This is a genomic window from Actinoplanes sp. NPDC049802 (genome assembly GCF_040656595.1).
Lineage (GTDB): Bacteria > Actinomycetota > Actinomycetes > Mycobacteriales > Micromonosporaceae > Actinoplanes.
Window position 1 is genome coordinate 1 of sequence record NZ_JBFAMR010000094.1, and the last position, 26,610, is coordinate 26,610.

The window sequence follows — 26,610 nt, forward strand, 5'->3', positions numbered from 1 at the left end:
GGCCGTGCCGCCGAGATCGTAGGCGCCTCGCAGGATTTCCTGCGCCGCTTGGACGAGGCGAAACTGATCATCCCGTTCCGGTCCGCCGGCGGCCATCGCCGCTACTCCCGCTACCAGCTGCGCCTGGCCGCACGAGCCCGGGAGATGGTCGATCACGGCACCGCCCTCGAGGCCGCCTGCCGGATCATCATCCTCGAGGACCAGCTCGAAGAAGCCCTCCGGCACAACCAGAACCACCAGTGCCACCGGCAAACCAGTGCCGCCTGACCGCACACCATGCTCCACACCGCGACCCCGTACCCGTACCGTGAACCGGATGCGTGTCATCGGGGTGGCGGCCGTGGCGGTCTGTGTGGTCCTGACCGCCGCCGGCTGCCGGGAGGACGGCGGTGACGCCACGCCGCGGCCCGGGGCCTCCGCGGCTGTGCCCGCGGGATCCGGGCCCGGGCCCCGCACCGACCAGACCTTCAAGATCTCCCGGACGGTCCCGGCCACGGAAGCGCGTGAGGCATTGCCGCGCGGCCCGTGGCAGCGCGTGCACTACGTGGCCGGTCAGAACGGCGGCCGCACGACCAAGCCGCTGGCGGTGACCGCGGCCGGCGAGCTGGTGGTCGCGATGAGCCCGCCGGCGAAGACCGGCAACGAGACCGTCGCCATCGGGCAGAGCCGGGTCGGCTTGTGGAACGGCAGTGGATTCCACCCCTTCCCCCTGCCGGCCGGCTACGGAGGGCCACCGCGGCAGACCGCCGGCGGCACCGAACGCGACGGCGTGGCGGTCTGGGCCGAGACGGCCAGCACCGATCTCTACCGCTTCGACTGGCGCGTCTACGCGTACGACGCGGCCACCGGCCGGACCCGCCTGCTCGGCGACTCCGCCGCGATGGCACCGAAGGCGTGGCTTCCGCTCGGCCCGGGCAACGGCGAACCGGTGATCGGTGACCGTACGGCGTACTGGTCCACCACCTACCCCACCGAGGACGAGCGCGAATTCGGCATGCGCGTCATGAAGCGGCCGGTGACCGGCGAAGGCACCCTGGACGTCGCGGTCGACCAGGCGAAGTTCCCGGCGGCGGCGGGAAGCGACCTGTACTACGTGCGATCCCACGACGTCGCACCCCGGTTCCCCGAGGGCCGCTACGAGATCCGCCGCCTGACTCCGGCGGGCGATGACCAGGCGGTCGCCGCCGGCCCGCTCGGCGCCGAGCAGGAGGTCTCCAAACTGGTGGCCGAGGGCGAACGTCTGGCCTGGGTGGTGAGCTCGCCGTCGGACGAGCGGTCCACCCTCTATCTCCGGGACTCCGCGGACAACGAGGCAGTCGCCTTCCCGCTGGAGCACGCGGCACCCTGGACGATGTACGTCAACCTCACCTCGAGCCTGCTGACCTGGTCCAACGGCAGCGCGTCCGGGGATGCCGGGCAGTACGTCTACGAACTGTCCGGGCAGCGGCTGTGGCGGCTGGGAACGGTGGACGGGCACAGCATCGTGCACGGCAGCGGCAACGCGGTGGCCTGGTCCGAGCTGTCCGCCGACAACGTCTCGGCGTACCACACCGCCATCTGGAAGCCCACCGGCTGACGGCCTCCTCCGGCGGTGGGGCCGGGTGTTCAAGCGGCGGGGAGGGCGAGCGCCTGCTCCGGGGTGAGGGACCCGCCGTGGGCCACGGCGGCGGCGTACCGGGAATCGCCCAGCGCGGCCCGCGCGGCCGCCGCGGTCTCCGCACCCGCCCGCGACGACCTCGGCGCTCCGCGCAGCGACAAGGCCTGGGCCGCGCCGAGCAGATGGGCGGCCCGTTCCGGATGCCCGGCGGCCACCGCCAGAGCCGCGAGCCGGTCCAAACCCTCCGCCATCACCTGCAGACCCAGCATCCCGCCGCGGATCGTGAACACCTGCCGGTACCAGGTCTCGGCCGCCTTCGGGTCGCCGGCCGCCTCGGCGACCCGGCCCAGCGTCACCAGGATCGCCACCCGGGTGCCCTCCGCGCTGTACCAGCCCTCCGGGCAGGTGGCGAGCGCCGCCGAGCACAGCCGCGACGCCTCCGCCAGGTCACCCCGGTCCAGAGCCAGCGAGCCGAGGCCCAGCAGCGCGGCCGCGGTCAGCTCCGGCGCGCCCGCCTGCCGGGACAGGTCCACCGACCGGGAGAAGTCCTCGGCCGCGCCGGCCCGGTCACCGGCCGCGTGCCGGGCCTCACCACGGCCGCGGATCAGATCGGCCACGTCCACCGTGGAACCCAGCTCCTCGGCCAGCCGCAACGCCTCGGCGATCGGCTTCGTCCCGGCGGCCGGGTCACCGCGCCAGGAGGCCACCTCGGCCAGGCCGGACAGGGCCAGCATGGCACCCCAGCGTTCGCCGAGGGCCCGGAAGCCGTCGAGCGAGGCCTGGAACTCGGTCACCGCCAGCGCCGGGTCGGCGCCGGAGAACAGCACCATCCAGCCGCCGCCGATCGCGCCCAGGGCCTCGCTCCACGGATCGCCGCTCAACTGGTCGCGCAGATGCCGGTTCAGCTCCACGATGCTGCCGGCGTCGCCGTCCGGCGGGCCGACCGCCATCGCCGACAGGTAGAGCAGGAACGGCTGCCGGGGCGGCGCGGTCATCGTGCGCATGAACTCCGTCCAGCGCCTCTCCGGGCGGCCGGAACCGCCGAGCGCCACCGTGAAGACGCACATCGCGTACTCCTCGGTGAGGTCCGGTGGCGGCTGCGGGCCGGCCGCCGCGAGAGCGAGCCGCGCCAGCGTCGCGGCCTCCGCCCGCTGGCCGCGCAGCCACCAGTAGAAGGAGAGCGCGGCCACCAGCCGCAACGCCGTCCGCGGCGTGGCACGCCGCAGCGCGGCGTGCAGATTGTCACGCTCCGCGTCGAGACGTTCCAGCGCGGCGAGCTGCCCGGCGGTCCGCAACACCGGGTCGGCCTCGGCCGCCAGATCCAGGAAGTACGCGGAATGAGCCCGGTTCATCCGTTCCCGCTCGCCCGCCTCGTCCAGCCGCCCGGCACAGTAGACGCGGATCGTCTCCAGCATCCGGTAGCGCTCGCCGTCCCGCTCGATCAGCGACTTGCCCACCAGCCCGGCCAGAATCTCCACGATGTCCGGGGCGGGCCCGTCCGGGCGGGGGCCGGTGTGCGGTGTGGTCGCGGGCGCCCGGGAGGCGTCCTGTGGGGCGGGTGTGCCGCCCGGACCGGTGGTGTCCGGGGTGGGCCCGTCCGGACGGGGGCCGGTGTGCGGTGTGGTCGCGGGCGCCCGGAAGGCGTCCTGTGGGGCGGGTGTGCCGCCCGGACCGGTGGTGTCCGGGGTGGGCCCGTCCGGGCGGGGGCCGGTGTGCGGTGTGGCCGCGGGTGCGTCCGCCGGGCCGATCGCGTCCGGCGCGCACACCCGCTCGACCGCTTCCAGGGTGGCGCTTCCGGCGAAGACGGCGAACCGGCGGGCCAGCAGACGTTCCGGTTCGGTGAGCAGATCCCAGCTCCAGTCGACGACGGCCTGGAGGGTCCGGTGCCGGGCCGCGGCGCCGCGACCGGCCCGCGACAGCAGCCGGAACCGGTCGTCGAGGCGGGCCGCGACCTCGGCGACCGGCAGCGCGTGCAGACGGGCCGCGGCCAGTTCGACAGCCAGCGGCAGGCCGTCCAGGGTGCGGCAGATGCCGCGGATCGCGGCGGCGTTCGCCGGCGTGACGGTGAAACCGGGGGAGACGTCCGCGGCCCGGTCGGCGAAGAGGCGCACCGCCGCGAAACCGGTCAGGTCGGTGGTGTCCGCCGGCGGGACCGGCAGGCCGCCGACCGGGTGCAGCATCTCGCCGGTGATGCCGAGCGGCTCCCGGCTGGTGGCGAGGATCCGCAGGCCCGGGGCCCGGGGGAGCAGATGACCGGCCAGGGTGGCGGCCTCGTCGACGACGTGTTCGCAGTTGTCCAGCACCAGCAGCAGGCGGCGGCCGGCGAGGGCGGCGGCCAGACGTTCCGCTGCGCCGGGCAGCCGGCCCGGGTCCCGCCGCGCCGGATCGCGCACACCCAGGGCGGTGAGCAGCGCCCCCGCGACGTCGCCGGGGCCGGTGGCGGCCAGCTCGGCGAAGTACACGTCACCGTCGTGCCGGGCCGCGACCTCGGCGGCCAGCCGGGTCTTGCCCACGCCTCCCGGCCCGTGCAGGGTCACCAGCCGCCCGGTACGCAACGCGGCCGCCACCCGGGCCAGCTCCCCGTCCCGTCCGACGAAGCTGGTCAGCTGACTCGGCACCCCATGCCGGAGCGGAGTCCCGGCCGTTGGACGTGGCCGCGGCCCGTCGCCGGTCTCCGGGTGGGGGAGCGGCCGTGCCCGCTGTCCGTCGCCGGTCTCCGGGTGAACAGGCCGGACCGGCGGCGCGGGCGCGGGCCGGGGCTGACGGAGCAGGGCGGCGTGCACGGCGGCCAGCTCCGGGCCGGGATCCGCACCCAGTTCGCCGGCCAGGGTCCGGCGCGCGTCGTCGTACGCCGAAAGGGCCTCGGCCGTGCGATGAGCGGCCGTGAGGGAACGGATCAGCAGGACCCGGAGACGCTCGCGCAGCGGATGCGCGGCGATCAGGCCGCGCAGCTCGGTGATCGCGCCGGGCGTGGGCGGCGCGCCGGCCAGGATCGCCTCGTGCAGGTCTTCGACGGCGGTGAGGTGCAGTTCGGTGAGGCGGGTGACGTGGGCGGCCGCGAACGGCGCGGCCCGGACGTCGGCGAGGGCGTCGCCGCGCCACAGGCCGACGGCCTCGCGGAGCACGGACACCGCCCGGGCGGGGTCACCGGCGCGCAGGGCCCGGTGGCCGTCGGCGGCGAGTGCGGTGAAACGGTGCGCGTCCACCTCGGACGGTGGAACGGCCAGCCGGTAGCCGGCCGGGCCGTGCTCGACCGGCAGCACCTGCCGCAGCCGGGACACCTGGGACTGCAGGGCGTTGCCGGCACCGGCCGGTGGGCGGTCGCCGTAGAGGCCGTCGATCAGCCGGTCGATGCCGACCGGGCGGCCGGCGTCCAGCAGCAGCATCGCCAGAAGCGCCCGCAGGCGGGGCCCGCCGAGCGGGACCGGTGTCCCGTCCGCGTGTTCCGCCCACAGGGGACCGAGGATGCCGAAGCGCATGGCGACGATTCTGCCGTGCGGCGCCCGTCCCGGAGGGGAGGCACAGGTCACCTCCGGGACGGAGCCGTCAGGCGGCGACCGGGCCGAGGGCCGGCTCGGCCGGTTCGGTCGCGCAGGCGACCTGGTTGCGGCCGGCGTTCTTGGCGGCGTAGAGGGCCCGGTCGGCGGCCAGCACCAGCTCGTCGGTGGATCCGGCGGTGGGCATCCCGGCCACGCCCACCGACACGGTGACCCGGTGCATGCGCGATTCGGAGACCGCGATCGGGGCGACGCCGACGCCGCGGCGGACCCGTTCGGCGATCTCCCGGGCCTCGTCCGGCCGGGTGTCGGGCAGCAGCACCGCGAACTCCTCGCCGCCGTAGCGGGCGACCACGTCGCCGGGGCGGATCAGCTCCCGCAGCCGGTGGGTGACCTCGACCAGGACCCGGTCGCCACCGGCGTGCCCGAACGTGTCGTTGACCTTCTTGAAGTGGTCGATGTCCAGCAGCAGCACGCTGAACGGCACGCCGTAGCGGGTGGCGCGGGCGCCCTCGTTGCCGAGCGCCTCCTCGAAGTAGCGGCGGCTGCGCAGCCCGGTGAGGCCGTCGGTGATGGCGGCCAGCCGCTGCGCCCGGACCAGCCCCGCCATCCGGACCATGACCAGCAGGAACAGTACGTTGCAGACGGCCGCCGCGGCGATCAGGTACTCGGGTTCGTTGCGGAAGTGCTGGATCGCCATCGACGTCGGCGCCGTCAACGCGGCCACCGCCAGGATGACGAGGCGGCCGGTGGTGGCGTCCGGCGTGGCCGCGTTGGAGGCGGCGACGAGTTGCGGGGCCGACGGGTGCAGGACCGCGGCCGAGAAGACGAAGCCCGCCGACATCCAGAACGCGTCCAGGAAGTTCCCGGCCTGGTAGGTGTCGAGCTGGGTCTGGATGCCGTACATGCTGTCGGCGAACAGCACCAGCATGAGGTAGACGCCGATGAACCGCAGCGAGGTGGTGCGCGGGCCGGCGCCGAGCATCAGCCGGGCGCCGACGACCATCAGCATCAGGTCGCCGACCGGGTACGACACCGACACCAGCGAGGTGAACCGGTCCGAGAAGTCGATGTTCGGCACGATCAGGAACAGGAACACCAGGTAGCCGGCGCCGATCGCCACGATGGCCGCGTCGATGATGCTGGCGCTGTCCCAGCCGGGGGTGCGCCGCCGGATGACCAGCAGCAGCGCGGCCGCCATCAAGGGATAGCTGATCAGGTAGAACAGGTCCGGCACACCGGGATACGGCGGCTCGCCGTGGATCAGTGCGTCGAAGTAGAACAGCACATCGCCGACGACACCGGCGACCGCCGACGCGGCCAGCAGGTAGAGGATCCTCCGCATCCCCCGGTGCCGCCGGGCCCGGAGCAGGGCACAGACCGCGAACGTGGCGTTGGCGCTGACGTAGAGCGCCACCTGGGCCATCGGCAGGACACCGGCGCTGACCAGCAGGAAGTAGACCCCGATGATGACCACTCCGGCGGCCAGGCAGACCTGCCAGGCCGCCACCCGCCGGGTCCGCACGGCGCCCAAGGCTTCGCTCATGCGGCCAGAGTGATCAGCGCCGGGTGCCGGCCGGCTGTCGTTCGGTTGCGATCCGGGTGCGACGGGGGCCGGCCGTGCCGCGGCGGAAGACGAACGCCCGCTGGACGGCGAACCCGGCCAGGAACAACCCGGACTCGGTGGCCAGCTTGCCCGCCACCAGCGAGCCGGTCGCGGCCGTCAGCAGGTGCAGCAGTGCCACGTTGGCGGCGAGCGAGACGGCGGCGAGGGCGACGTAACGCGGCGCGGCCTCACGGTGCGGCGCGGGAGTGCCGTGCCGGAAGACGGCGCCGCGGTTGACGGTGTAGTTCAGGGTGGCGCTGATCAGGCGGGCCGCGACCGCCGAGGCGGCCAGATGCCCGCTGACGGCGACGAAGCCGGCGAGCAGGGCGGCGTCGACCGCGAAGGCGAGCAGCGACGATCCGGCGAAGGCGAACAGCGGGCCGTAGATCCGCGCCGAGTCGATCACCGGCCGGAAGTGGGACGACCGGTTGCCGTCCAGGTACACGGTGGCGATCTCGACCTCCTCGACGTCCCTGCGCTCGCGGGCGGCCCGCAGCAGCAGGCGCAGTTCGTACTCGAACCGGTCCCCGGGAACCCGGACCAGCCAGGGCAGGGTGCGGGCCGGATAGCCGCGCAGCCCGGTCTGGGTGTCGGTCACCGCGAGACGGGTGATCAGGCGGAACAGGATCCGGGTGGCGGCGTTGCCGTACCGGCTGCGGGCCGGGACCCGGCCGGTGAAGCGCCGCACCCCGAGAACCATGGCGGCGCCGCAGATCCGCACCCGGGCGGCGACCGCCTCGATGTCCTCGACCCGGTGCTGGCCGTCGCTGTCCGCGCAGACCACGTCCTCGCCCGGATGGCGGGCCTCGATGTGCGCGAACCCGGTCCTGAGCGCGAAACCCTTGCCCCGGTTGCGGCTCAGCGTGATCACCTCGGCGCCGGCCCGGTGGGCCTTCGCGAAGACCTCGGCGTACGCGTGACCGCTGCCGTCGTCGACCACCACCACCCGGTGACGGTCCAGCCGTTCGACGAGTTCGGTGAGCCGCTGGTCGGGCTGGTACGCGGGAATCAGCACGATCACGGCGGTCAGCCCGCGACGTACAGGATGTCGCTGGTGCCCCGCTCTTTGCCCTTGCCGAGCGGGTTGTTGACCAGTTCGTCCCGGAAGACCATCACCGACGAGCCGCCACCGTCCAGGTTGTACGCCGTACGCGCCCCCCGGTCGGCGAAGATCCGCGCGAACTCCGGCATGGTGACGCCCCGGCTGTACCCGCTGCTGCGCCCGTCGGCCACCACGAACAGCAGATGGTTCGCGGCGACCAGGCCGATGCCGGTGCGCGGCTGCCTCCCCTGGATGGAGTGGTTGCCGAAGTTGGTGTCCACCTCCACCCGGTCGATCCCGTCGATGACCTTGCCGTCGTCGACCAACCCGGGCCCGAACGACAGCGTGTTCCACACCCCGTCGGCGATCAGCTCGCCGGCGCTGGTGGTGGTCTCGTCGTAGAGCCGCATCGAACCGTCCGCGTACAGGGCCAGCCCCTGCCGTGCGCCCGCGTCCCGGAACTTCACGCCGTTGCGGATCACGATGCCGGTGTCCCGGAACCCGTAGTAGTCGCCGTTGATCGCCAGGACCGCGCCCACGCCGGCCGCGATCTCCGACGGGTTCGCGATGATGTTCTCGCCGAACCGGTCCTCGGCGAACGCCGACTTGACGATGGTGGCGTCGCTGACCCGTACGTCCGCCACGAAGTAGGTCACCCGGTCGTCGCCGGACCCGGTGGTCACCGTCTCGACGGAGATCCGCGCGGTGTCGCTGGTGTAGGAGGTCGCGGTGGCGGAGCCGCCGCTGTCGGGCTCGGCCGCCACCACGTTCTGCGCGGTCAGGGTGGAGGCGCCGGACACCTCCACGTGATCGAGGACGTAACGGTCGAGGGCCCAGGCGCTGCCGCCGCCGGCGGCGGCGAGCAGGCCCAGGCCACCGGCGAGCAGGCCACGGCGGCTGATACGGCGGGCGGTAACGGGTTCACTGGTCACGCCCCGAAGTGAAGCCGTGGATCTTGTGGGCGCCCTGTGCGACGTTTATCGGTAGACCAAGGGTTACGAGGAGGCGTCCAGGTCGTCCAGCAGCCGCTGGAGGAGCGCCGGGGTACGGTCCGGCTGCTCCGCCTCGATGAACAGGCGCCCGATGGCCGCCGCGTAACGGTCCACCTCGTCGCGTTTCTCCAGATAGAGGCCGCCGGTGAGGTGTTCGATGTAGACCACGTCGGGCAGCTTCTCGTGCGGGAACCGCAGAATGCTGAAGGCGCCGCCCAGCGCCGCGTGACCGCCCTTCGCGAACGGCATCACCTGGAGCCGGACCCGGGGCGACCGGCACACCTCCAGCAGATGGCGGATCTGCTCGCGGAGCACGTCGGTGCCGCCGATCGGCCGGAGCAGCACCGCCTCGTCCAGGACGGCCCAGAGCCGGGGCGCGTCGGCGCGGTGCAGCACCTGCTTGCGGGCCATCCGGAGCCGGGCCCGGCGGTCGATCTCCTCCGGGCCGCCGGTGGCGTGGCCGAGCTTGATGACGGCACGCGCGTACGCGTCGGTCTGGAGCAGGCCGGGCACGAACTGGACCTCGTAGGTGCGGATCAGCTCGGCCGCCTGCTCGAGGTCGAGATAGTTCTGGAACCAGGTGTCGAGGACGTCGCCGTACGCCTGCCACCAACTCGGCGCGTTCGCCTCGCGGACCATGGTGAGGACGCGGCGGTGCTCGGCCGGGTCGTCCACGCCGTACAGCCGCAGCAGGTCGGTGACGTCCCGCTCCTTGAAGCTGACCCGGCCCAGCTCCATCCGGCTGATCTTCGACTCGGACGCCCGGATCTCATAGCCGGCCTGCTCGCGGCTCAGCCCTCTGGCCCGGCGCAGGGTACGCAGATGCCCGCCGATCTGCAGGCGGCGGACGGTGGCCCCGCTCCGGTCGTTCTCGCCGTGCTTCTCGTCGCCGTTGATGTCGTCGTGGTCGTCGTCGGTCACTTCGTCGGGCACGTGGACCTCATCGACAGTGCTGGGTGGATCCGGTGCGGCAGGTCGGCCTCAGCATACTCACGCCGGCGATCATCTCACCGTGAAGGTCGACTCGAAGAGCGACGGCGCGTGCACACGACATGACGATACGGCGGCGCCCCGGAACCGGCGGGAGGTGTGGCCGGTCCCGGGGCGCCGCCTCGGGTGGTGCGCGGAAGAGATCAGCGGGGCTGGCGTCCGCCGTGCCCGCCGGCCGGGGCCTCGCCGGCGGTCACCGTGGCGATCTCGGTGGCCGGGCCGAGCTTGCCGGATTCGTACAGGCCGCCGACGGTCGTCCCGGTCGCTTCGCCGCCGGTGTGGACGGTGTACTTCTGGCCGGACGTGATCGCCGACGACGAGAAGACGATGTTCTGCGTGCTCTTGGTGGTCACGTAGGTGGCGACGACCTCGCCGTCACCGTCCACGATCTGCACCGTGGCGCCCGCCGCGACCGCGCTGTCCAGGGTCGCGGAGAGCCAGCCCTGCTTCGAGTCGGTGCCGGGCGCCACCACCATGCCGGCGCTTCCGGCCGCGAGCAGGGTGCCGCCGCTGATGGTGAAGCTGCCGTTGACGTCGACGGCGCCGTTGCCGTCACCCTCCGGTCCGTTCACCACGACGGTGCCACCGGTGATCGAGGCGGTGCCGTTGGAGTCCAGGCCGTCACCGTCGGAGTAGATCACCAGGGTGCCGCCGGTGACGGTGACCGAGAAGGCGCCGACCGTGTCACCGCCACCACCCGGGCCGCCGCCGGGGAAGCCGCCGCCCTGGTCGGTGGCGGTCTCCGCGGCGCTCGTGCCGCCCGCGCCGTTGATGCCGTCGTCGCTGGACACCACGTGCACGGTGCCCTTGTTGAGCACGAAGTCGGCCGCCTCCAGGCCCTCGACCGCCGCGATGACGTTCAGGGACCCGCCGTCGATGATCTGCTGGCCCTCGGCGTGCACGCCGTCGTCGCCGCTGGCCGCGGTCACCCCGGCGCCGGTGAAGTGGACCGCGCCGTCGCTGTGCACGGCGTCGTCCGAGGAGTCCACCGTCACCGTGCCGCCCTCGAGGACCAGGATCACACCGGCCTTGAGGCCCTTGGCCGAGTCGTCGCCGGAGGGCTCGACACCGTGCCCGCCGCCGGCCGCCACGGTCACCGTGCCGCCGGTGACGACCACGTCGGTGACCGCGTCGACGCCGTCGCCCTTGCTGGTCAGCTTCACCGTGCCGCCGGCGATCGCGACGTACCCGGTGGAGGCGTCCTCCTCGTTGTCGGACTTCACGCCGTCGCCGCCCGCGGTCACCGTGATCGTGCCGTCGTCGATCACCACGTAGTCCTTGCCGCGCAGGCCGTCGTCCTGGGCCGTCACGGTGATCGTGCCGGAGTCGACGAGCAGACCGTCCTTGCTCGCGATGCCGTCGTTGCCGTTGCCGGTCACGGTCAGCTTCCCGGCGCCGGTGATCGTCAGGTGGCCCGCGCTGAACAGGGCGGCGTTCACGTCGGCGTCCTCGGCGTACGACGAGGCGTCGGCGAGGGTGTTGGTGGAGCCGCCGGCGAGCTGGACGACCAGCTCCTTGGCCTCGGTGGCGGCGATCGCCGCGGTCTCCGAGCTGGTGATCTCGGCGCCGTCCAGGATCAGCGTGACGGTGGCGTCCGGGGCGTTCACCACGATCTGCCCGGCCAGTTCCCCGCTGATCGTGTACGTCCCGGCCGCGGTGATGGTGACCGTCGAGCCGTCCACCTTCACCCCGTCGGCCGTGGAGGTGGCCGAGTCGCCGGTGAGCCGGACGGTGCCGGTGACACCCGAGCCGGAGGACCCGGCCGAGTGGACCGCCTCGTTGGCGGCCAGGACGGCGGCGGCGTCCTGGGTGCCGTCGACGGTGACGGCGGCGGCCGCCGCGGTGGCGGTGGCGGTGGTCGCCGTCCCGGTGGCGCTGTCCGGCGAACAGCCGGCCAGCGCGGCGGTGGCCAGGACCAGGGAGCTGACAGCGGCGACGACCTTCTTGCGGAGTCTCATCAGAACCCTTTCACGGTGGAGAAGTGCCGGCGGAGAACGGGGTGCCAGCGGTTGGCGGGGAGTTCGGGGCGCAGCGCGGCCAGGCCGGTGGCGTACTTGGAGATGCGGCACGGGCGGTGGCCCAGGGACCAGAGCAGCCGGTCGACGTCGGAGGCGGCCCGGCCGGACTTGGTCTCGACGATCACCGAACGCGGCATGTGTACCGCCGATCCGTCCGGAAGCATCCAGCTCAGCCCGGTGTCGATGGTGACCCGGCTGCCGGTCGACGGGACGTACAGCGTGTTGCGGCGGTAGTGGGTCGCCAGCACCGGCCGGAACTCGTAGCCGTCGGGGCGGATCCCGGCGCCGGCGAGGGTCGCGCAGGCGTAGGCCCGTCCCTCCGCGCCCAGGTCGCCGCCGTTTCCGGCGTACGGGATCCGTTCCTTGACGGTTTCGCCGCGGGAGCCGCGGGTCTTCACCTCGACGAAGTTCAGCCCACTGTCCAGATAGGTCCGCACCCGGATCTTGAACCGTCGGCGGCGCTGGTGGGCGGCGGCCCGGTAGGCGTCCAGGCCGGCGGTGTCGAAGTAGACCGACCGGTATCCGAAGGTGCGCTGAGCGTCGATCCGCAGCACCCGCACATCGGCCGGCATCCGGTCCAGGAGGGTCCCGAGCGCGGCCGCCGGGAGCACGTACTTGCGGTCCAGCCGGGTGAGCAGGGCGGCCGCGCCGACCAGCTCGTCGAGGGAGATCGGGTCGAACCGGTCGAAGAGGGGGACCTCGGTGGTGATCGTCATCGGGCGTTCACCCGCTCCATCCGCGGGCCGAGCGGGGCGACGGCCGGGCCGCCGGCCGGCACGACGTAGCGGACCTCGACCAGGGTGCTGTCGTTGACCAGGTCGATCTGCTTGACCACCACGTTCGTCACCCGGCCGCCGAGGAGCGCCTCCAGGTGGGTGCGCAGCGCGTCCTCGTCGGTGTGTGCCACGTCCAGCCGGAGCAGCTGGTTGCGATGCCGGCGGAAGAGGGCCGGGTGGTCGCCGACGAAGAGAGCGGCCACCACCAGCGCCATCAGCCCGAGGTGCAGCGCGTCCATGACGTCGCCGAGCCCGGCGATCAGGCCCAGCGCGAGGGCGGCGAAGTAGTAGGCGATCTCGTGCTGGCTGATCTCGTCCGAGCGGAGCCGGATGATCGACAGGACGCCGAAGAGGCCGAGACCGAGGCCGGCGCCGACGGTCGAGGATCCCAGCACGCTGGCCACGGCCAGGACGCCGATGTTCACTCCGAGGAAGGCGGCCACCAGGTCTCGGCGCCGGTGGCGGGGAAAGTAGACACCGAACGTCAGGACGGTGATCGCGAAGAGATCCGCGGCGACGGCGAGCAACGTGGTCACGAGGAGACTTCCTTCAGGCGTCGTTCATCAGGTGTTTCCATTTCGCCGGAAGATCCTGTCCAGGCACTGTGAGACCTCTGTGCCGTGACTCAGAGTTCCCGGAGCCGGTTCTCGGATGCCCGGGCCGGGCCGCCGCCCTGTGCCGCCGTGCCCGGACGGGGGCCGGTACATACCGCTCCGTGACCCGGTCTCGGTCTCGGTCTCGGGGCAGGGTGTGGAGGCGGTGCGGTTCTATACCAGGGGCAAGACCTTCGACGTCCACTTCGGAATCCGAGGCGGCCGCACCAGAGAGGCGACACACGTGGCGGACGAGACCATCGGGATCATCGGGGCCGGCATCGTCGGCCTGGCGATCGGCCGGGAGATGACCCTGCGACGGCCGGGCGCCCGCGTCGTGGTCGTCGAGAAGGAGAGCGACGTGGCCCGGCACCAGACCGGCCACAACTCCGGGGTGGTGCACGCCGGCATCTACTACCCGCCGGGCAGCCTGAAAGCCGAGCTGTGCACCCGTGGGCGGCTGCTGCTGCGGGAGTACTGCGCGGACCGGGGGATCGCGTACGACGAGTGCGGCAAGCTGGTCGCGGCGGTACGCGAGGACGAGCTGGGGCGGCTCGGCGACCTGGAGAGACGGGCGCGCGAGAACGGCGTACCGGGACTGCGCCGGGTCGATCCGGCCGGGATCCGCGAGATCGAGCCGCACGCCGCCGGCCTGGCCGCGCTGCACTCGCCGCAGACGGCGATCACCGATTTCCCCGGCGTCGCGAGGGCGTTCGCCGAGGACATCCGGGCGGCCGGTGGTGAGGTCCTGTTCGGCTTCGGCGTCTCCGCGATCCGCCGCGAGTCCGGCCGGATCCGGATCGTCGCGGGCGAGCGGGACGTCACCGTCGACCAGGTGATCGTCTGCGCCGGCATCCATTCCGACAAGGTCGCCGGGTTGGCCGGCGACACCGCCGAGCCGCGGATCATCCCGTTCCGCGGCGAGTACATGCGGGTCCGCGACGAGAAGGCGGACCTGGTCCGCGGCATGATCTATCCGGTGCCGGACCCGCGGTACCCGTTCCTCGGCGTGCACTTCACCCGCCGGGTGACCGGTGTCGTCGAGGTCGGGCCGAACGCGGTCCTGGCGACCGCCCGGGAAGGCTACCGGCGGACCAGCTTCTCGATCCCCGACCTGGCCGGCATCGCGGCGTGGCCGGGCACCTGGCACATGGCCCGCCGGCACTGGCGTACCGGTGTCAAGGAGGTGCGCGGCTCGCTGTCCAAACGCCGCTACATGGCCGAGGCGATGCGCTACGTCCCGGAGATCGGGGCGGCCGACGTGGTGCGGGCCGGCGCCGGGGTACGCGCCCAGGCGCTGGACCGCGACGGCAGCCTCGTCGACGACTTCCGCATCCACCGGATGGGGCCGATCACGGCCGTACGGAACGCGCCCTCACCTGCGGCGACGTCGTCGATGGCGATCGCCGGGCACGTGGTCGCCGACGTCTTCGGCGCGTGACGCCGAGCCCTCCCGGCGTGCGGAGCCGATTCGGGGATCCGTTCCGGGCGCGCCCCGGAGGGTTCGGGCGCGTCCACGCACGCAGGTCGAAGGGCCAGGGCCGGCGCAGCTGGGCCCCGGCCCTTCCCTCGGCGGGAGCGACGGTCTGTACCCACCACCCGCCACGACCGCATGATCTTGATCTTTACCGGAGGCTGAACCTTCCGACCAGGCGGTGCAGGTCGTCGGCGAGCGAGGCCAGATCGGTAGCCGCCTGCCGGCCCGCCGCGACGGCCGTCCTGGACTGCTCGGCGGCGCTGGAGACGTGGCCGATGTTGCCGGCGATCTCCTTGGCGCCCGCCGCCGCGGTCGCCACGTTGCGGTTCATCTCCGCGGTCGTCGCGGTCTGTTCCTCGACGGCCGACGCGATCGTCGTCTGGAACTGGTTGATCCGCTCGATCACCGCGCCGATCCGGACGATCGCCGCGACCGCGCTCTCGGTGTCGGACTGGATGGCCTGCACCCGCTGCGAGATGGTCTCGGTCGCCTTCGCGGTCTCCTGGGCCAGGTCCTTGACCTCGCTGGCCACCACGGCGAAACCCTTGCCGGACTCGCCGGCGCGGGCGGCCTCGATCGTCGCGTTCAGGGCCAGCAGGTTCGTCTGCTCGGCGATCGCGGTGATCGTCTTCACCACGTCGCCGATCTCCTGCGAGCTGGCGCCCAGCTTGCTGACCGTCGCGGTGGTCTCGGCGACCACGGTGACCGCCTCCATGGTGACGCTCGCGCTGGCGACGGCGCTCTGCGAGATCTCCTGGATGGCGAGGGCCATCTCGTCGGCGCCGGTCGCGACCGTCTGCAGGTTGAACGACACCTCGTCGGCGGAGCTGGTGGCCGAGCCGGCTCCGGCCGACACCGCCTCGGAGCCGGCCACCGTCTGGTCGTTGACCTTCGACAGTTCCTTGGTGTTCCGCGCCAGCAGCTGGGCGCTCTCGGCCAGCGCGCCGACGGTCTCGCGGACCGACCGGGTCGCCTTGTTCACCGAGCGGGCCATGGCGCCGATCTCGTCCTTGCCGGCCGCCGGGACGTCGCGGGTGAGGTCGCCGGCCGCCATCGCCTCCATGGCCGCGGCCACCGGGTCCAGCCGCCGGGTGATGGAGCGGGCGGTCAGCACCGCCAGCCCGATGCCCACCAGGAGACCCAGGCCGAGCACGATCAGCACCTCGGTGCGAGCGGTCAGGTAGTGCTCGTGCGCTTCGGCCACCGCCTCGTCCGCGCTGTGCGCCGTCTCTCCGGCGAGCGTGGCGATGGTGCTCTCCATGCCGTTGTTGACGGCGTCGAAGTCGATCTTCGGCGGCCGGCGCGCCGCGATGTCGGCCATCGCCGCGGTGTACTCGTCCCAGTAACCGGCGAACTCGGCGAGGGTCTTCTCCTCGGCCGCGCTCTTCGGCTGGGCGCGGTACGCCTCGAGCGTCTCGTCGAGGTCCCCGATCGTCACGGCCTGCTGCTTGCTGATGGAGGCCTGCGCCGCCGGGTCGGAGCGGGCTGCCAGACGGGCGGCGGCGTAGTGGTTGATCAATGCCTGGTGGCCGCGGATGTCGCCGAGCAGCGCCAGATTCGTGACGTTGGTGGCACGCACCTCGTTGAGACGCCGGTCCATCTCCGCCATCCGCGCGACGGCCAGCACGCAGGCGGCGGTCACGAAGACCGCCACCAGCGACACCGCGGCCAGGACCTTCGTCCGGACTCGAAGGTCGGTGAACCATCGGGTCACGGCGTTGCCGCTCACGTGCTCCGGCGCCGCATCAGGGGACATCTCTTACGCTCCGGCGGGGGGAGAAGGACTGGACCCCTCTCCATTCGTCAGACCGGGGCGTTGGTTGAGAGATCCTGCGCGCGGCGACGGGCGGCCGGGACCACCAGCGGTGTGCCGGTCTCCGGGTCGTCGATCACCCGGCACGGCAGGCCGAAGACCTCCTCCACCAGTTCGGCGGTGAGCACGTCGCCGGGCAGCCCGCAGCTGGCCACCTTCCCGTCCCGCATGGCGATCAGGTGGGTGGCGTAGCGGGCCGCGTGGTTCAGGTCGTGCAGGACCGCGACGAGGGTACGGCCTTGGTGTTCGTGCAGCTCGGCGCAGAGGTCCAGCACCTCGATCTGGTGCGCGATGTCCAGGTACGTGGTGGGCTCGTCGAGCAGGAGCAGCGGCGTCTGCTGGGCCAGCGCCATGGCCAGCCACACCCGCTGCCGCTGGCCGCCGGAGAGTTCGTCGACGTTGCGGTCGCCGAGGTCGGCCACCCCGGTCGACTCCATCGACTCGTTGACGACCCGCTCGTCCTCGGCCGACCAGCGGCGCAGGATGCTCTGGTGCGGGTAGCGGCCGCGGGCCACCAGTTCGGCCACCGTGATGCCGTCCGGCGCGGTCGACGACTGGGGGAGCAGGCCGAGCGTCCTCGCGACGGTACGGGTGGGCTGCGAGTGCACGTCCCGGCCGTCCAGCAGCACCGTGCCGGCGGTGGGTTTGAGCAGCCGGGACAGCGCCCGCAGCAGGGTCGACTTGCCGCACGCGTTGGGCCCGATGATGACGGTGAACGAGCCGTCCGGGATCTCGACGCTGAGCTCCTCGGCGATGACCCGCTTGTCGTAGGCCAGTGTCATCCCGGTGCCGCTGAGGCGGGTCATGTGCTCTCCTGTTGCCGTGTCCGTCATATCCGTCCCGCCCGCCGTTCGGTGGTGAGCAGCCAGACCAGGTAAACGCCACCGACCAGGCCGGTGACCACACCGACCGGGAGCGCCCGGTCGTCGAGAGCGTGCTGGGCGATGAAGTCGGCGCCGCTGAGCAGCAGCGCGCCGACCGCGATGGAGGGAAGCAGGTTGGGGCCGGGCGCCCGGGTGAGCCGTTTCGCCAGATGCGGCGCGATCAGCGCCACGAACGCGACCGGGCCGGCGGCGGCCGCGGCGAACGACACCAGTAGCGCGGCGGCCAGCAGCGCGCCGTTGCGCAGCAGCGGGACCGGCACGCCCAGCGCCGACGCCGCGTCGTCGCCCATCTCCAGGATTCGCAGGCCGGGACCGCAGGCCAGCACCAGGAACGGCAGCACGGCGCCGAGCACGACGAGCAGCGGCACCGCCTGGGTCCAGTCCCGGCCGTCCAGGCTGCCGGTCTGCCAGAGCAGCGCCCGGGCGTTCTCCATCTGCTGGCCGCGGGTCAGCAGGTAGCTGCTGATGCCGGTGAGGACCGCGGCCATGCCGATGCCGATCAGGATGAACCGGAAGCCGTGCAGGGCCCGGCCGGCGATCAGCTGGATCAGCAGGGTGGCGGCCATGCCGCCGGCGACGGCGGCGATCGACAGCTGGAGGTCCGAGCCGCCGACGACCACCACGACCAGCGCCGCGGTGCTGGCGCCGTTGGTGACACCCAGCATGTCCGGGCTGCCCAGCGGGTTGCGGACCAGCGACTGGAAGACCGCGCCACCGGCCGCCAGGGCCGCGCCGACCAGTACGGCGGTGATCAGCCGGGGCAGCCGCAGCTCGCCGATGATGAACTCGTGGGCCGGGTCACCCTCGCCGAACAGGGTCGCCACCACGTCCGCCGGGGCGATCGGGAAGTCGCCGGTGCCCAGGCTGAACACGCCGACCACGAAGGTGGCGACGGCGGCGATCAGGCCGACCGCCACGGTCCGGGGCCGGACGCCGGACGGGTTTCTTCTCACGTCCACCAGCGTCATCGCGCGACCCGCACCAGGTAGATGAACAGGGGGCCGCCGAGGACCGCGGTGACCGTGCCCACCTGCAGTTCGCCAGGGCTGCCCAGGATCCGGCCGAGCACGTCGGCGCCGAGCAGCAGCACCGGGGCCAGCACCGCGGTGTAGGGCAGCAGCCAGCGCAGGTCGGGGCCGGTGAGCGGGCGCACCATGTGCGGCACGAGCAGGCCCACGAAGATGATCGGGCCGCACGCCGCGGTGGCGCTGCCGCACAGCAGGGTGACCGCGATGATCACCGCGACGCGGATCACCGTCGGCCGGGCGCCCAGGGCGCGGGCCGCGTCGTCGCCGAGCGACAGGGCGTTGAGCGGCCGGGCGATCAGCAGGCCGGCCAGCAGGCCGGCCGCGAAGAACGGCAGGAGCATCTCGACGGTGGCGAAGTCGGCGCTGGCCAGCGAGCCGGCCGTCCAGAACTTGACCCGGTCGATGGCCTGCGTGTCGGAGAGCAGGGTGGCGCTGACGTAGGAGTACAGCGCGGCGTTGAGAGCGGCCCCGGCGAGCGCGAGCCGGGCGGGGGTGGCGGAGCGGCCGCCGCCGACCGCGTACACCAGCGCCGTGACGATCGCGGCGCCGCCCAGGGCGAACCACACGAATCCGGAGAAGGCGCCGATGCCGAGGAAGACCGCGGCGCTGACGACCGCCGCCGAGGCGCCGGCGTTGATGCCGAGCAGGCCCGGGTCGGCCAGCGGGTTGCGGGTCAGGGCCTGCATGATGGCGCCGGCCAGGCCGAGCGCCATCCCGACCATCAGGCCGAGCAGGGTACGCGGCAGGCGCATCTCGTGGACGATTCGGTAGTACTCCGACGCCGGGTCGGTCAGGCCGGCCCAGACTTCGGTGGGGGAGAGGAAGCGGGCGCCGAATCCGATGCTCAGCACGAGGACGGCGGCGAGCGCCAGGAGAGCGAGGAGCAGACCGAGCAGGCGTACGGACGAGCGCCGGCCGGGACGGGCCGGTGAGGGGGTGCGCAACCTCTGCTGCACGGGGGTGTCGATGGTGGACAGTGCTGCTCTCCCGCCCTGGTGATCCGGGTCCTGTTGACGTGCGTTCGGCTCGTTAGGTTAGCCTAACCATCTCACTCGGTCGAAGGACCGGTCGTACCCTCAGAAAGACTTGAAGATGAAGTACTCCCAGCTTTCTTTGTCCCGTCGTGGCCTGCTGGCCGCGGGTGGTGCCGCCGCGTCCGGCGCCCTGCTCGCCGCCTGCGGTGGCAACGCGGAGACCGGGTCGTCCTCGGCCACGTCCGCCCCCGCCGCCGCGGCCGGGCCCTGGTCGTTCACCGACGACCAGCCGAAGGAGCACAAGGCCGACAAGACCCCCGGCAAGATCGTCGCCTTCACCGGCACCGCCGCGGCACTCGTCGACCTGGGCCTCCAGGACAAGATCGTCGGTGTCTTCGGCGAGACCAAGAAGGCCGACGGCACCGCCGAGGAGCAGGCCGGCGACCTGGACATCGACAAGGTCCAGATCATCGGTAACGCCTGGGGCGAGTTCTCCGTCGAGAAGTACGCGGCGCTGCAGCCCGAGCTGCTGATCACCCACATGTTCGACCCGGGCGCGTACTGGTACATCCCGGACGCCAGCAAGGACCAGATCCTCAAGCTCGCCCCCGCCGCCACCATCACCGTCGGCCGGGTCCCGCTGAACAAGCCGATCGAGCGGTACGCCGAGCTCGCCGAGTCGCTGGGCGCCGACCTCACCGCGCCGAAGGTGACCGAGGCCAAGGTCCGCTTCGAGAAGGCCGCCGCCGACCTGAGCGCCGCGGCCAAGGCGGCGGGCGGCATCAAGGTGCTGTTCGGCTCCGGCGCCGCCGACGTCTTCTACGTGTCCAGCGCGGCGGTCAGCTCCGACCTCATGTACTTCAAGGAGCTCGGCGTCGACCTGGTCATGCCCGAGGTCAAGGGCACCGACTACTACGAGTCGCTGAGCTGGGAGAACGCGGACAAGTACCACGCCGACATCATCTTCCTCGACGCGCGGACCGGCACCCTGCAGCCCAACGACCTGGCGTCCAAGCCGGGCTGGGCCGCGCTGCCCGCCGTCAAGGCCAACCAGGTCTTCCCGTGGCAGGCCGTCCCGATCTACTCGTGGGCGAGCTCGGCCCCGCTGATCGAGGCGATCACCGCGGCGATCACGAAGTCCAAGAAGCTCGCCTGACCCGCGCCGGCACCAGCCCCGCCACCGGCGCACACCGGTGGCGGGGCTTCGTCACCTCCGGACCACCCATCGTCAGGCCGTGACCACCGGCTCGTGGCGGACCGGGAAGTTGACCGAGTTGGCGATGAAACAGGCGTGGTGCGCGTCGTCGTGCAGCTTGACCGCGGTCTCCACCATCTCCGGCGACGCCACGGTGACCTCGGGCCGCAGCACCACCTCGGTGAACCGCCCGGACCCGGCGCGGGTGGTCATCTCACCGGCGGCCCGGTCCACGTACGACGTGACGACGATCCCCGCGTCGGCGCAGGCGTGCAGGTAGGACAGCATGTGGCACTGCGACAGCGAGGCCAGCAGCAGTTGCTCCGGGTTCCACCGGTCCGGGTCGCCGCGGAACGTCCTGTCGGAGCTGCCCGCGATCGGCGCCGGCCCGTCGGCGGTCACCTCGTGGTCGCGGCCGTAGTCGCGGTAGCCGCTGGTGCCGGTGCCCCGGTTGCCGGTCCAGGTGACGACGGTGGCGTAGTGGTGCGCGAGTGGCATTCACCCTCCCAACGAGATGCCGAAATGCTCACGGTACGCGTCGCGCAGGGCCTCCTGCCCGTCCAGGACGGTCTCGGTACGGCTGCCCGCGACCGTACGGATGAGGGTCTTGCCGCTGATCGTGATCCGTCCGTCGCCGGTGAGCAGCGTGCACACGGTGCCGCGGGTGAAGTGGGAGGCCGGAGAGGTCTGCTGGTACCAGCAGGTGGCGGCGAAGTCGCGCAGTTCCCGGGGCCGGGTCTCGATCAGGTAGGCGGGCCGCCCGTCGCGCAGCACCCGCAGATCACCGTCGGCGGTCTCCTCGACGAGGAACCGGCCGCCCGGGTCGTCCTGGACGGTACGGTCGGTGACGCTCAGCGGGTACGTGCTGTGGTCACCGAAGCCCACGTCGGCGAGCCGGTCCCCGTCGACGATCAGCGCCAGGTGGTCGAAGGGCGGCCCGAGCCGGCCGTCGTCGCCGTACACCCGGGCGGCGACCCGGGTGACGGTGTGCCCGAGCTGCTCCAGCAGCAGCGCGAACAGCCCGTTCAGCTCGTAGCAGAAGCCGCCGCGCCGCCTTCGTACGATCTTGTCGAAGAGATCGTCCGGGTCGAGCGAGATCCGTTCGTCCCGATGGATGTCGAGGTTCTCGAAGGGCACCGTGGTGAGGTGGGCCCGGTGCAGGTCGTGCAGGCTCGCGGCGGGGGCGGCGCCGATCCGGTCGAGGTAAGCGGTGACGTCCATGCCTCCCAGCGTGCGACCTCGACCTGGGTTGAGGTCAAGTCGGGCCGCCGCTATCGGCATCTTCTTTGCAAAACGGACATAAACTATTTTACGGTCTAGGTATGTCCAGTGACCGACCGATCTTCGTCGTCGGCTGCCCGCGCTCGGGCACCACGATGCTCCAGCTCATGCTGCACGCACACCCGCGGATCGCGCTGCCCCCGGAGAGCCGTTTCCTGATCCCCGCCTACCAGCGGCGGCACCGGTTCGGCGACCTCAGCGAGCCGGCCCAGCGCCGGGCCCTGGCCGAGTTCATCACCGGCACCAGCCACTTCGGCGACCTGGCCCTGGACCGGCAGGCGACGATCGAGGCGATCGTCGCGGCGCCGCCCACCCTCGGCTCGGCGCTCGGGACGGTCTTCCAGCTGTACGCCCAGCGGTTCGGCAAACCGCGCTGGGGTGACAAACGGCCGCTCTACCTGCGGCACCTGCCGACCATCCGGCGGCTCTTCCCGGACGCGCAGATCATCAACATCGTGCGGGACGGGCGGGACTGCGTGGCCTCGCTCAAGGAGGCGCCGTGGATCTCGGGTGACCTGGACCAGTTGATCGACATCTGGGCGCGCTCCGCCGACTCGTCGCTGCGGGCCGCCCGCGCCTACCCGGCCGACGTCTACCACCAGCTCCGCTACGAGGACCTGGTCGCCGATCCGGTGCCGCACCTGCGGGCGATCTGCGACTTCCTGGGCGAGGAGTACGACCCGGCGATGGCCCGCCCGTGCGACCTCGCCCCGGTGGCCGTCCCCGAGTACAAGACCTGGCACGCCCTGACCCGCGCGGAGGTGACCACGGCCCGGGTGAGCAGCTGGCAGACGCGGCTCACGGCCGAGGAGGCCGACCGCTGTGAGGCGATCTTCGGGGACCGGCTGACCCGGTTCGGTTACCGGTTGTCGACCGGCTGCCGCCGTACCCCCGAGATCAGGGCGGCCCGCACCTGGCTGACGGTGCGCGACAAGCTCGGCCCGGCCCGGGAGCGTGCCGCGGACGTACGCGGGAGCCTGCGCGCCCGCCGCCGCGGCCCGGCCCTCCCGGCCCGCCTGGAGTCCGTCTCCTGAGGGCCGGCGGCGAGGCGGCCGGCCCTCAGCAGGACGTCAGTGCTCCTCGCCGAGGTAGGCCTTGAGAGTGTTCTCCGCCTGGCGCCGGGCCTGCCCGGGCTCGGTGCCGAAGGCGATGTCGGCCTCGGCCCAGGCGTCGGCGGACAGGCGCATGAACAGCTTGCCGTCGTCGGACATCATCCAGGCCATGGCGGCCTGCGGGTCGAGCGGGGCGCCCGGGTCGGCCAGGTGGTTGGCCAGGCCCCAGAAGGCGCCCTCCCAGCCGAGGCCGACGGCGCCGGGACCGTACTGCGCCCAGTGCTCGTCGTCGACGTGGGCCACGTGCTCCAGCTCGAACCGGGTGCGGCCGTCCTCCTCCGGGGTCAGCCGGACCTCCACCCAGCTGATGCCGCCGCCGAACTCCCAGGTGGCGGCGACGGCGCGAGGCCGGTCACACTTCGTGATCGTGCCGCCGGCGTTGCCCTCGAACTGGTATCTCCCGCCCTCGCGCAGGTCACCGGAGACCGGCAGGAACCAGCGGGGGATCCGCTCCGGGTCGGTGACCACGTCCCACAGGTCCTCGATGCCGGTGTCGTAGGCCTGGCTGATCGTCATGACCCGGGCCTCGCCGGCCTCCAGGACACGACTGCCGATGGCCCGCCGTACCTCGCTGATCTGCTCTTTGACCTCGATCATCGCGTGCTCCTCGCATCGGTGGGTCCCTCGCCGGCGGCCAGTCGCCGCAGGCGCTTGCCGCGGGCCACCTCGGTGGCCATCGCGGCGAGGTGCGGCGCCCAGAACCGCCGGAAGGGTGCCAGCCATTCGTCCACCTGCCGGAACGCGGTGTCGTCGACCGCGTAGAGGCGGCGTGCGCCGTCGGGCCGCACGGTGGCGAAGCCGTTGTCGCGCAGCACCCGCAGGTGCTGGGACACGGCCGGCTGGGTGATGCCGAACTCCGCCCGGATGGTGGCGGTGACGGCGCCGGAGGTCTGCTCGCCCTCGGCGAGCAGCTCGAGGATCCGGCGCCGGACCGGATCGCCGAGCACATCGAACGCATGCACAGGGTCACCCTATCAGATGCTACTTATATAAGTGTGAGATTGAAAAAGGGCGCCGGGCCCGCCCGGTGGAGGGGGCGGGCCCGGCGCGGTCGGCGACCCGGATCGTGGGTGCGGGCCGCCGGGCCGGACCCGCTCTGGCGGGAGCGGGACCGGCCGGCTCACACGGTTCTCAGGCGGTCGGGAAGTTGTCCGCGGTACGGATCCGCGAGCGCATGAGCTGACCCGACTCGGTCAGCACCCCGGTCCCGGCGAACGATCCGCCCGCGCAGGTGCCCGGCCGGAGCGCCGCGCTGCCCTCGCCCGCGTCGGAGAACGTCCAGTTGGCGTAGCTGATCTGGAGCCGGTCCAGCAGGTCCAGCCAGGCGTTCGAACTGGCCGTGTCGACCGCGCCGTCACCGGTGTAGGACACCGTGCCGAACTCGGTCACGAACAGCGGCAGCGAGGCCGCGGCCCGCTCCACCTCGGCGCGGTAGTTGTCCTTGTGGGACGCCGCGTAGAAGTGGAAGGTGTACATCACGTTGGACGCGTTCACCGGGTTGCTGATGATCTCGGCCGAGTTGCCGCCCTCGGAGACGCCCAGCGACGACCAGCCGCGGGTGCCGACGACCACGACCGCGTCCGGGTCGTTCGCCCGGATGACCGGGATGACCTGCTCGGCGTAGTTCTTGATGGTCGCCCAGCTCACGCCGTTGGGCTCGTTGGCGATCTCGTAGATGACGTTCTTCTTGGCGGCGTTCCGGGCCGACACCTGGGCGAAGAAGGTCTTGGCCCGCTCCAGGTTGTACATCGGGTCGCCCGGCGTGAGGATGTGGAAGTCGATCAGCGCGTACATGCCCCGCTGCTCGGCCTCGTCGACCAGGTTGTTGACCCGCGTGGTGAAGCCCGCCGGGTCGGTCTCGTAACCCTGCTCCTGGACGTACATCGACACCCGGAACAGGTCCGAGTTCCAGTCCGTGGCCAGCGCGTCCAGCGCCGCGTCGGTGTAGCAGGCCGGGAACCACTGGATGCCGTGGGTGCTCATGCCGCGCAGCTGGATCGGCTTGCCGTACTGGTTGCAGAGCTTGTTGCCGCAGACCTTCAGCTGGCCGTTGACGCCGACCGGGGTGCCGTTGACCGGCGGTGTGCCGGTGCTCGGCGAAACACTCGGCGAGACACTGGCGCTCGGCGAGACGCCGGTGCTGGGGGAGGACGCCGGCGAGCTGGTCGGCGTCGTCACACCGGTGCAGGCCTGCCCGTTGACCACGCAGCCGGTCGGCCGGCCGGCGCCGGTGACGATGAAGCCGAAGTTGGCCGAGGAGTTGGCGGCGATCGTGCCGTTCCAGGCCGCCGGGGTGAAGGTGTAGGTGTTGCCGCTGGTGGTGAGCGTCGAGCTCCAGGCCTGGGTGACCGAGGTGCCGGCCGGCAGGGTCAGCTGCACCTTCCACGTGCTGATCGCCGACGAGGACGGATTGCTGACGGTGATCTCACCCTGGTAGCCGCTGCTCCAGGAGTTCGCCACCCGGAACGTCGCCGTCTCCGCGCTCGCGGGGAGCGCGAAGAAGGCGACGGTGGACGCGGCGGCCGCGGCCAGCACCGTGGCTAGGATGGTTGTGGTACGGCGTTTCACGAAGACATCACCTCGGGGGATGGACGCGGACCGTCGCTGGTGAACGACAGTGGGGTAATCCGCGCTGGGAGCGCTCCCATGGCCCCCGACTGTAACGTGACGGTAAATACCTGTCTATTCGAGAGCGACCGCCATCGGCCGGATCGTGACATCGACACGGGTGCCCGTGGACAAATCCGGCAACCGGCCGCTGGGCACCTGCGCCACCACCAGATGATCACTCACGGCCACCGTGACCCTGCTCGTCGGGCCGAGGAAACTGGTGGACAGCACCGTGGCGCCACCCTCCGGGCCGGGGACCACGTCGATCGCCTCCGGCCGCACCAGCGCGGTCACCTCGCCGCCGGCGTGCGGTGTGACGAGCGGCAGCCGGGCGCCGAGCACCTCCACCACGTCACCGGTCACCACACCGGGCAGCCGGTTGCTCAGCCCGACGAAGTCGGCCACGAACGCGGTCGCCGGGCGCAAGTACACCTCCGCCGGTGCGGCCAGCTGCTCCAAACGCCCGGCCCGCATCACGCCGACCCGGTCGGCGACCGCCAGCGCCTCCTCCTGATCGTGCGTCACGAACAAGGCGGTGGTGCCCACCTCGGTCTGGATCCGGCGGATCTCGTCGCGCAACTGCACCCGCACCTTGGCGTCCAGTGCGGACAGCGGCTCGTCCAACAGCAGCACGCGCGGCTCGATCGCCAGCGCCCGCGCCAGCGCCACCCGCTGCTGCTGACCGCCGGACATCTGATGCGGATAGCGGGAGGCGTAGCCGCTCAGGCCGACCAGCTCCAGCATCTCCCCGGCCCGGCTCAGCGAACCACGGCGCAGCCGCAGCCCGAACTCCACGTTCTGCCGGGCGTTCAGATGCGGGAACAGGCTGTACGCCTGGAACACCATGCCCATGCCCCGCCGGTTGGCCGGCAGCCGGGTCACATCCGTCCCGTCGACCAGCACCCGGCCGGCGTCCGCGTTCTCCAGACCGGCCAGGATCCGCAGCGCGGTGGTCTTGCCGCAGCCGGACGGCCCGAGCAGCGTGACGAACTCGCCCGGCTCGATCGACAGGTCCAGATCGTCGAGGGCGTACACCAATAACTGGCCGCCGGAACCGCGCGTCGACAACACCCCGACCGCTGACATCGTGGTCTGGTCCGGATTGTCGTTGACGGCCCTGCTGGT

The 26,610-nt window shown here is 72.2% G+C and carries 23 protein-coding genes; 5 read left to right on the forward strand and 18 right to left on the reverse strand.

The features are described from left to right. Both AB0I88_RS36610 and AB0I88_RS36615 read left to right on the forward strand, forming a co-directional pair. Positions 1 to 267: MerR family transcriptional regulator (locus AB0I88_RS36610; protein ID WP_361035761.1), on the forward strand; the 267-nt coding region annotated here is incomplete at its 5' end. A 49-nt stretch (positions 268 to 316) separates the two neighbouring features. Beyond that, positions 317 to 1,576 (forward strand): hypothetical protein, encoded by a 1,260-nt coding sequence (locus tag AB0I88_RS36615; protein ID WP_361035764.1) that lies wholly within the window; start codon positions 317 to 319, stop codon positions 1,574 to 1,576. A gap of 29 nt (positions 1,577 to 1,605) precedes the next feature. Here the strand turns inward: AB0I88_RS36615 and AB0I88_RS36620 are convergent, their stop codons facing one another. From AB0I88_RS36620 to AB0I88_RS36655, 8 genes are all read right to left on the reverse strand, one after another. Then, positions 1,606 to 5,076 (reverse strand): BTAD domain-containing putative transcriptional regulator, encoded by a 3,471-nt coding sequence (locus AB0I88_RS36620; protein ID WP_361035767.1) that lies wholly within the window; start codon positions 5,074 to 5,076, stop codon positions 1,606 to 1,608. A gap of 67 nt (positions 5,077 to 5,143) precedes the next feature. After that, positions 5,144 to 6,640 carry a GGDEF domain-containing protein gene (locus AB0I88_RS36625; RefSeq protein ID WP_361035770.1) on the reverse strand — a complete coding sequence of 499 codons (1,497 nt, stop codon included), beginning with the start codon at positions 6,638 to 6,640 and terminating at the stop codon, positions 5,144 to 5,146. A gap of 13 nt (positions 6,641 to 6,653) precedes the next feature. Continuing rightward, positions 6,654 to 7,721 carry a glycosyltransferase gene (locus AB0I88_RS36630; RefSeq protein WP_361035773.1) on the reverse strand — a complete coding sequence of 356 codons (1,068 nt, stop codon included), beginning with the start codon at positions 7,719 to 7,721 and terminating at the stop codon, positions 6,654 to 6,656. A 5-nt stretch (positions 7,722 to 7,726) separates the two neighbouring features. Further along, positions 7,727 to 8,674, reverse strand: a complete 948-nt coding sequence (locus tag AB0I88_RS36635) for a phosphodiester glycosidase family protein (RefSeq protein ID WP_361035776.1) — start codon at positions 8,672 to 8,674, stop codon at positions 7,727 to 7,729. Positions 8,675 to 8,737: 63 nt separating this feature from the next. After that, positions 8,738 to 9,574, reverse strand: a complete 837-nt coding sequence (locus AB0I88_RS36640; protein ID WP_361035820.1) for a helix-turn-helix transcriptional regulator — start codon at positions 9,572 to 9,574, stop codon at positions 8,738 to 8,740. Positions 9,575 to 9,867: 293 nt separating this feature from the next. Next, complete coding sequence (locus AB0I88_RS36645) at positions 9,868 to 11,682, reverse strand: carbohydrate-binding domain-containing protein (protein WP_361035779.1); 1,815 nt, start codon at positions 11,680 to 11,682, stop codon at positions 9,868 to 9,870. After that, complete coding sequence (locus AB0I88_RS36650) at positions 11,682 to 12,458, reverse strand: polyphosphate polymerase domain-containing protein (RefSeq protein WP_361035782.1); 777 nt, start codon at positions 12,456 to 12,458, stop codon at positions 11,682 to 11,684. Before AB0I88_RS36650 ends, AB0I88_RS36645 begins: the two co-directional genes overlap by 1 nt. After that, positions 12,455 to 13,054, reverse strand: a complete 600-nt coding sequence (locus AB0I88_RS36655) for a DUF4956 domain-containing protein (protein WP_361035785.1) — start codon at positions 13,052 to 13,054, stop codon at positions 12,455 to 12,457. Before AB0I88_RS36655 ends, AB0I88_RS36650 begins: the two co-directional genes overlap by 4 nt. A 301-nt stretch (positions 13,055 to 13,355) precedes the next feature. Here AB0I88_RS36655 and lhgO point away from each other — a divergent pair, with 301 nt between their 5' ends. Then, a complete protein-coding gene (lhgO, locus tag AB0I88_RS36660; RefSeq protein WP_361035788.1) occupies positions 13,356 to 14,552 on the forward strand; it encodes an L-2-hydroxyglutarate oxidase in 1,197 nt (398 codons plus the stop codon). 184 nt (positions 14,553 to 14,736) lie between these two features. On the opposite strand, the gene AB0I88_RS36665 is transcribed toward lhgO, so the two are convergent. From AB0I88_RS36665 to AB0I88_RS36680, 4 genes are read right to left on the reverse strand one after another with little or no spacing between them, the layout of a single operon-like run. Continuing rightward, positions 14,737 to 16,344 (reverse strand): methyl-accepting chemotaxis protein, encoded by a 1,608-nt coding sequence (locus AB0I88_RS36665; RefSeq protein ID WP_361035791.1) that lies wholly within the window; start codon positions 16,342 to 16,344, stop codon positions 14,737 to 14,739. A gap of 47 nt (positions 16,345 to 16,391) precedes the next feature. Next, a complete protein-coding gene (locus tag AB0I88_RS36670; RefSeq protein WP_361035794.1) occupies positions 16,392 to 17,207 on the reverse strand; it encodes an ABC transporter ATP-binding protein in 816 nt (271 codons plus the stop codon). A gap of 23 nt (positions 17,208 to 17,230) precedes the next feature. Then, positions 17,231 to 18,238: an iron chelate uptake ABC transporter family permease subunit gene (locus AB0I88_RS36675; protein WP_361035797.1), complete on the reverse strand. Its 1,008-nt coding sequence runs from the start codon at positions 18,236 to 18,238 to the stop codon at positions 17,231 to 17,233. An 11-nt stretch (positions 18,239 to 18,249) separates the two neighbouring features. Beyond that, complete coding sequence (locus tag AB0I88_RS36680) at positions 18,250 to 19,200, reverse strand: iron chelate uptake ABC transporter family permease subunit (RefSeq protein ID WP_361035823.1); 951 nt, start codon at positions 19,198 to 19,200, stop codon at positions 18,250 to 18,252. A gap of 205 nt (positions 19,201 to 19,405) precedes the next feature. Between AB0I88_RS36680 and AB0I88_RS36685 the strand changes: the two genes are divergently transcribed. Then, a complete protein-coding gene (locus tag AB0I88_RS36685; RefSeq protein ID WP_361035800.1) occupies positions 19,406 to 20,443 on the forward strand; it encodes an ABC transporter substrate-binding protein in 1,038 nt (345 codons plus the stop codon). 72 nt (positions 20,444 to 20,515) lie between these two features. Here AB0I88_RS36685 and AB0I88_RS36690 read toward each other — a convergent pair whose 3' ends face one another. Beyond that, positions 20,516 to 20,980 (reverse strand): OsmC family protein, encoded by a 465-nt coding sequence (locus tag AB0I88_RS36690; RefSeq protein ID WP_361035803.1) that lies wholly within the window; start codon positions 20,978 to 20,980, stop codon positions 20,516 to 20,518. Next, entirely contained in the window at positions 20,981 to 21,703 is a 723-nt protein-coding gene (locus AB0I88_RS36695; protein WP_361035806.1) for an arylamine N-acetyltransferase, read from the reverse strand. A 101-nt stretch (positions 21,704 to 21,804) separates the two neighbouring features. On the opposite strand from AB0I88_RS36695, the gene AB0I88_RS36700 reads away from it, so the two are divergent. Next, positions 21,805 to 22,797 (forward strand): sulfotransferase, encoded by a 993-nt coding sequence (locus AB0I88_RS36700; protein ID WP_361035809.1) that lies wholly within the window; start codon positions 21,805 to 21,807, stop codon positions 22,795 to 22,797. A 36-nt stretch (positions 22,798 to 22,833) separates the two neighbouring features. On the opposite strand, the gene AB0I88_RS36705 is transcribed toward AB0I88_RS36700, so the two are convergent. The 4 genes from AB0I88_RS36705 to AB0I88_RS36720 form a co-directional block, all read right to left on the reverse strand. Further along, entirely contained in the window at positions 22,834 to 23,472 is a 639-nt protein-coding gene (locus AB0I88_RS36705) for an SRPBCC family protein (RefSeq protein WP_361035812.1), read from the reverse strand. Then, positions 23,469 to 23,837, reverse strand: a complete 369-nt coding sequence (locus AB0I88_RS36710; protein ID WP_361035815.1) for a metalloregulator ArsR/SmtB family transcription factor — start codon at positions 23,835 to 23,837, stop codon at positions 23,469 to 23,471. The genes AB0I88_RS36705 and AB0I88_RS36710 overlap by 4 nt, the downstream gene beginning before the upstream one ends. Positions 23,838 to 24,006: 169 nt before the next feature. Next, on the reverse strand, positions 24,007 to 25,443 hold the full coding sequence (locus tag AB0I88_RS36715) for a cellulase family glycosylhydrolase (protein WP_361035817.1): 1,437 nt from the start codon (positions 25,441 to 25,443) through the stop codon (positions 24,007 to 24,009). Between the two features lie 114 nt (positions 25,444 to 25,557). Beyond that, on the reverse strand, positions 25,558 to 26,571 hold the full coding sequence (locus tag AB0I88_RS36720) for an ABC transporter ATP-binding protein (RefSeq protein WP_361035825.1): 1,014 nt from the start codon (positions 26,569 to 26,571) through the stop codon (positions 25,558 to 25,560). Between the last annotated feature and the right edge of the window lie 39 nt (positions 26,572 to 26,610).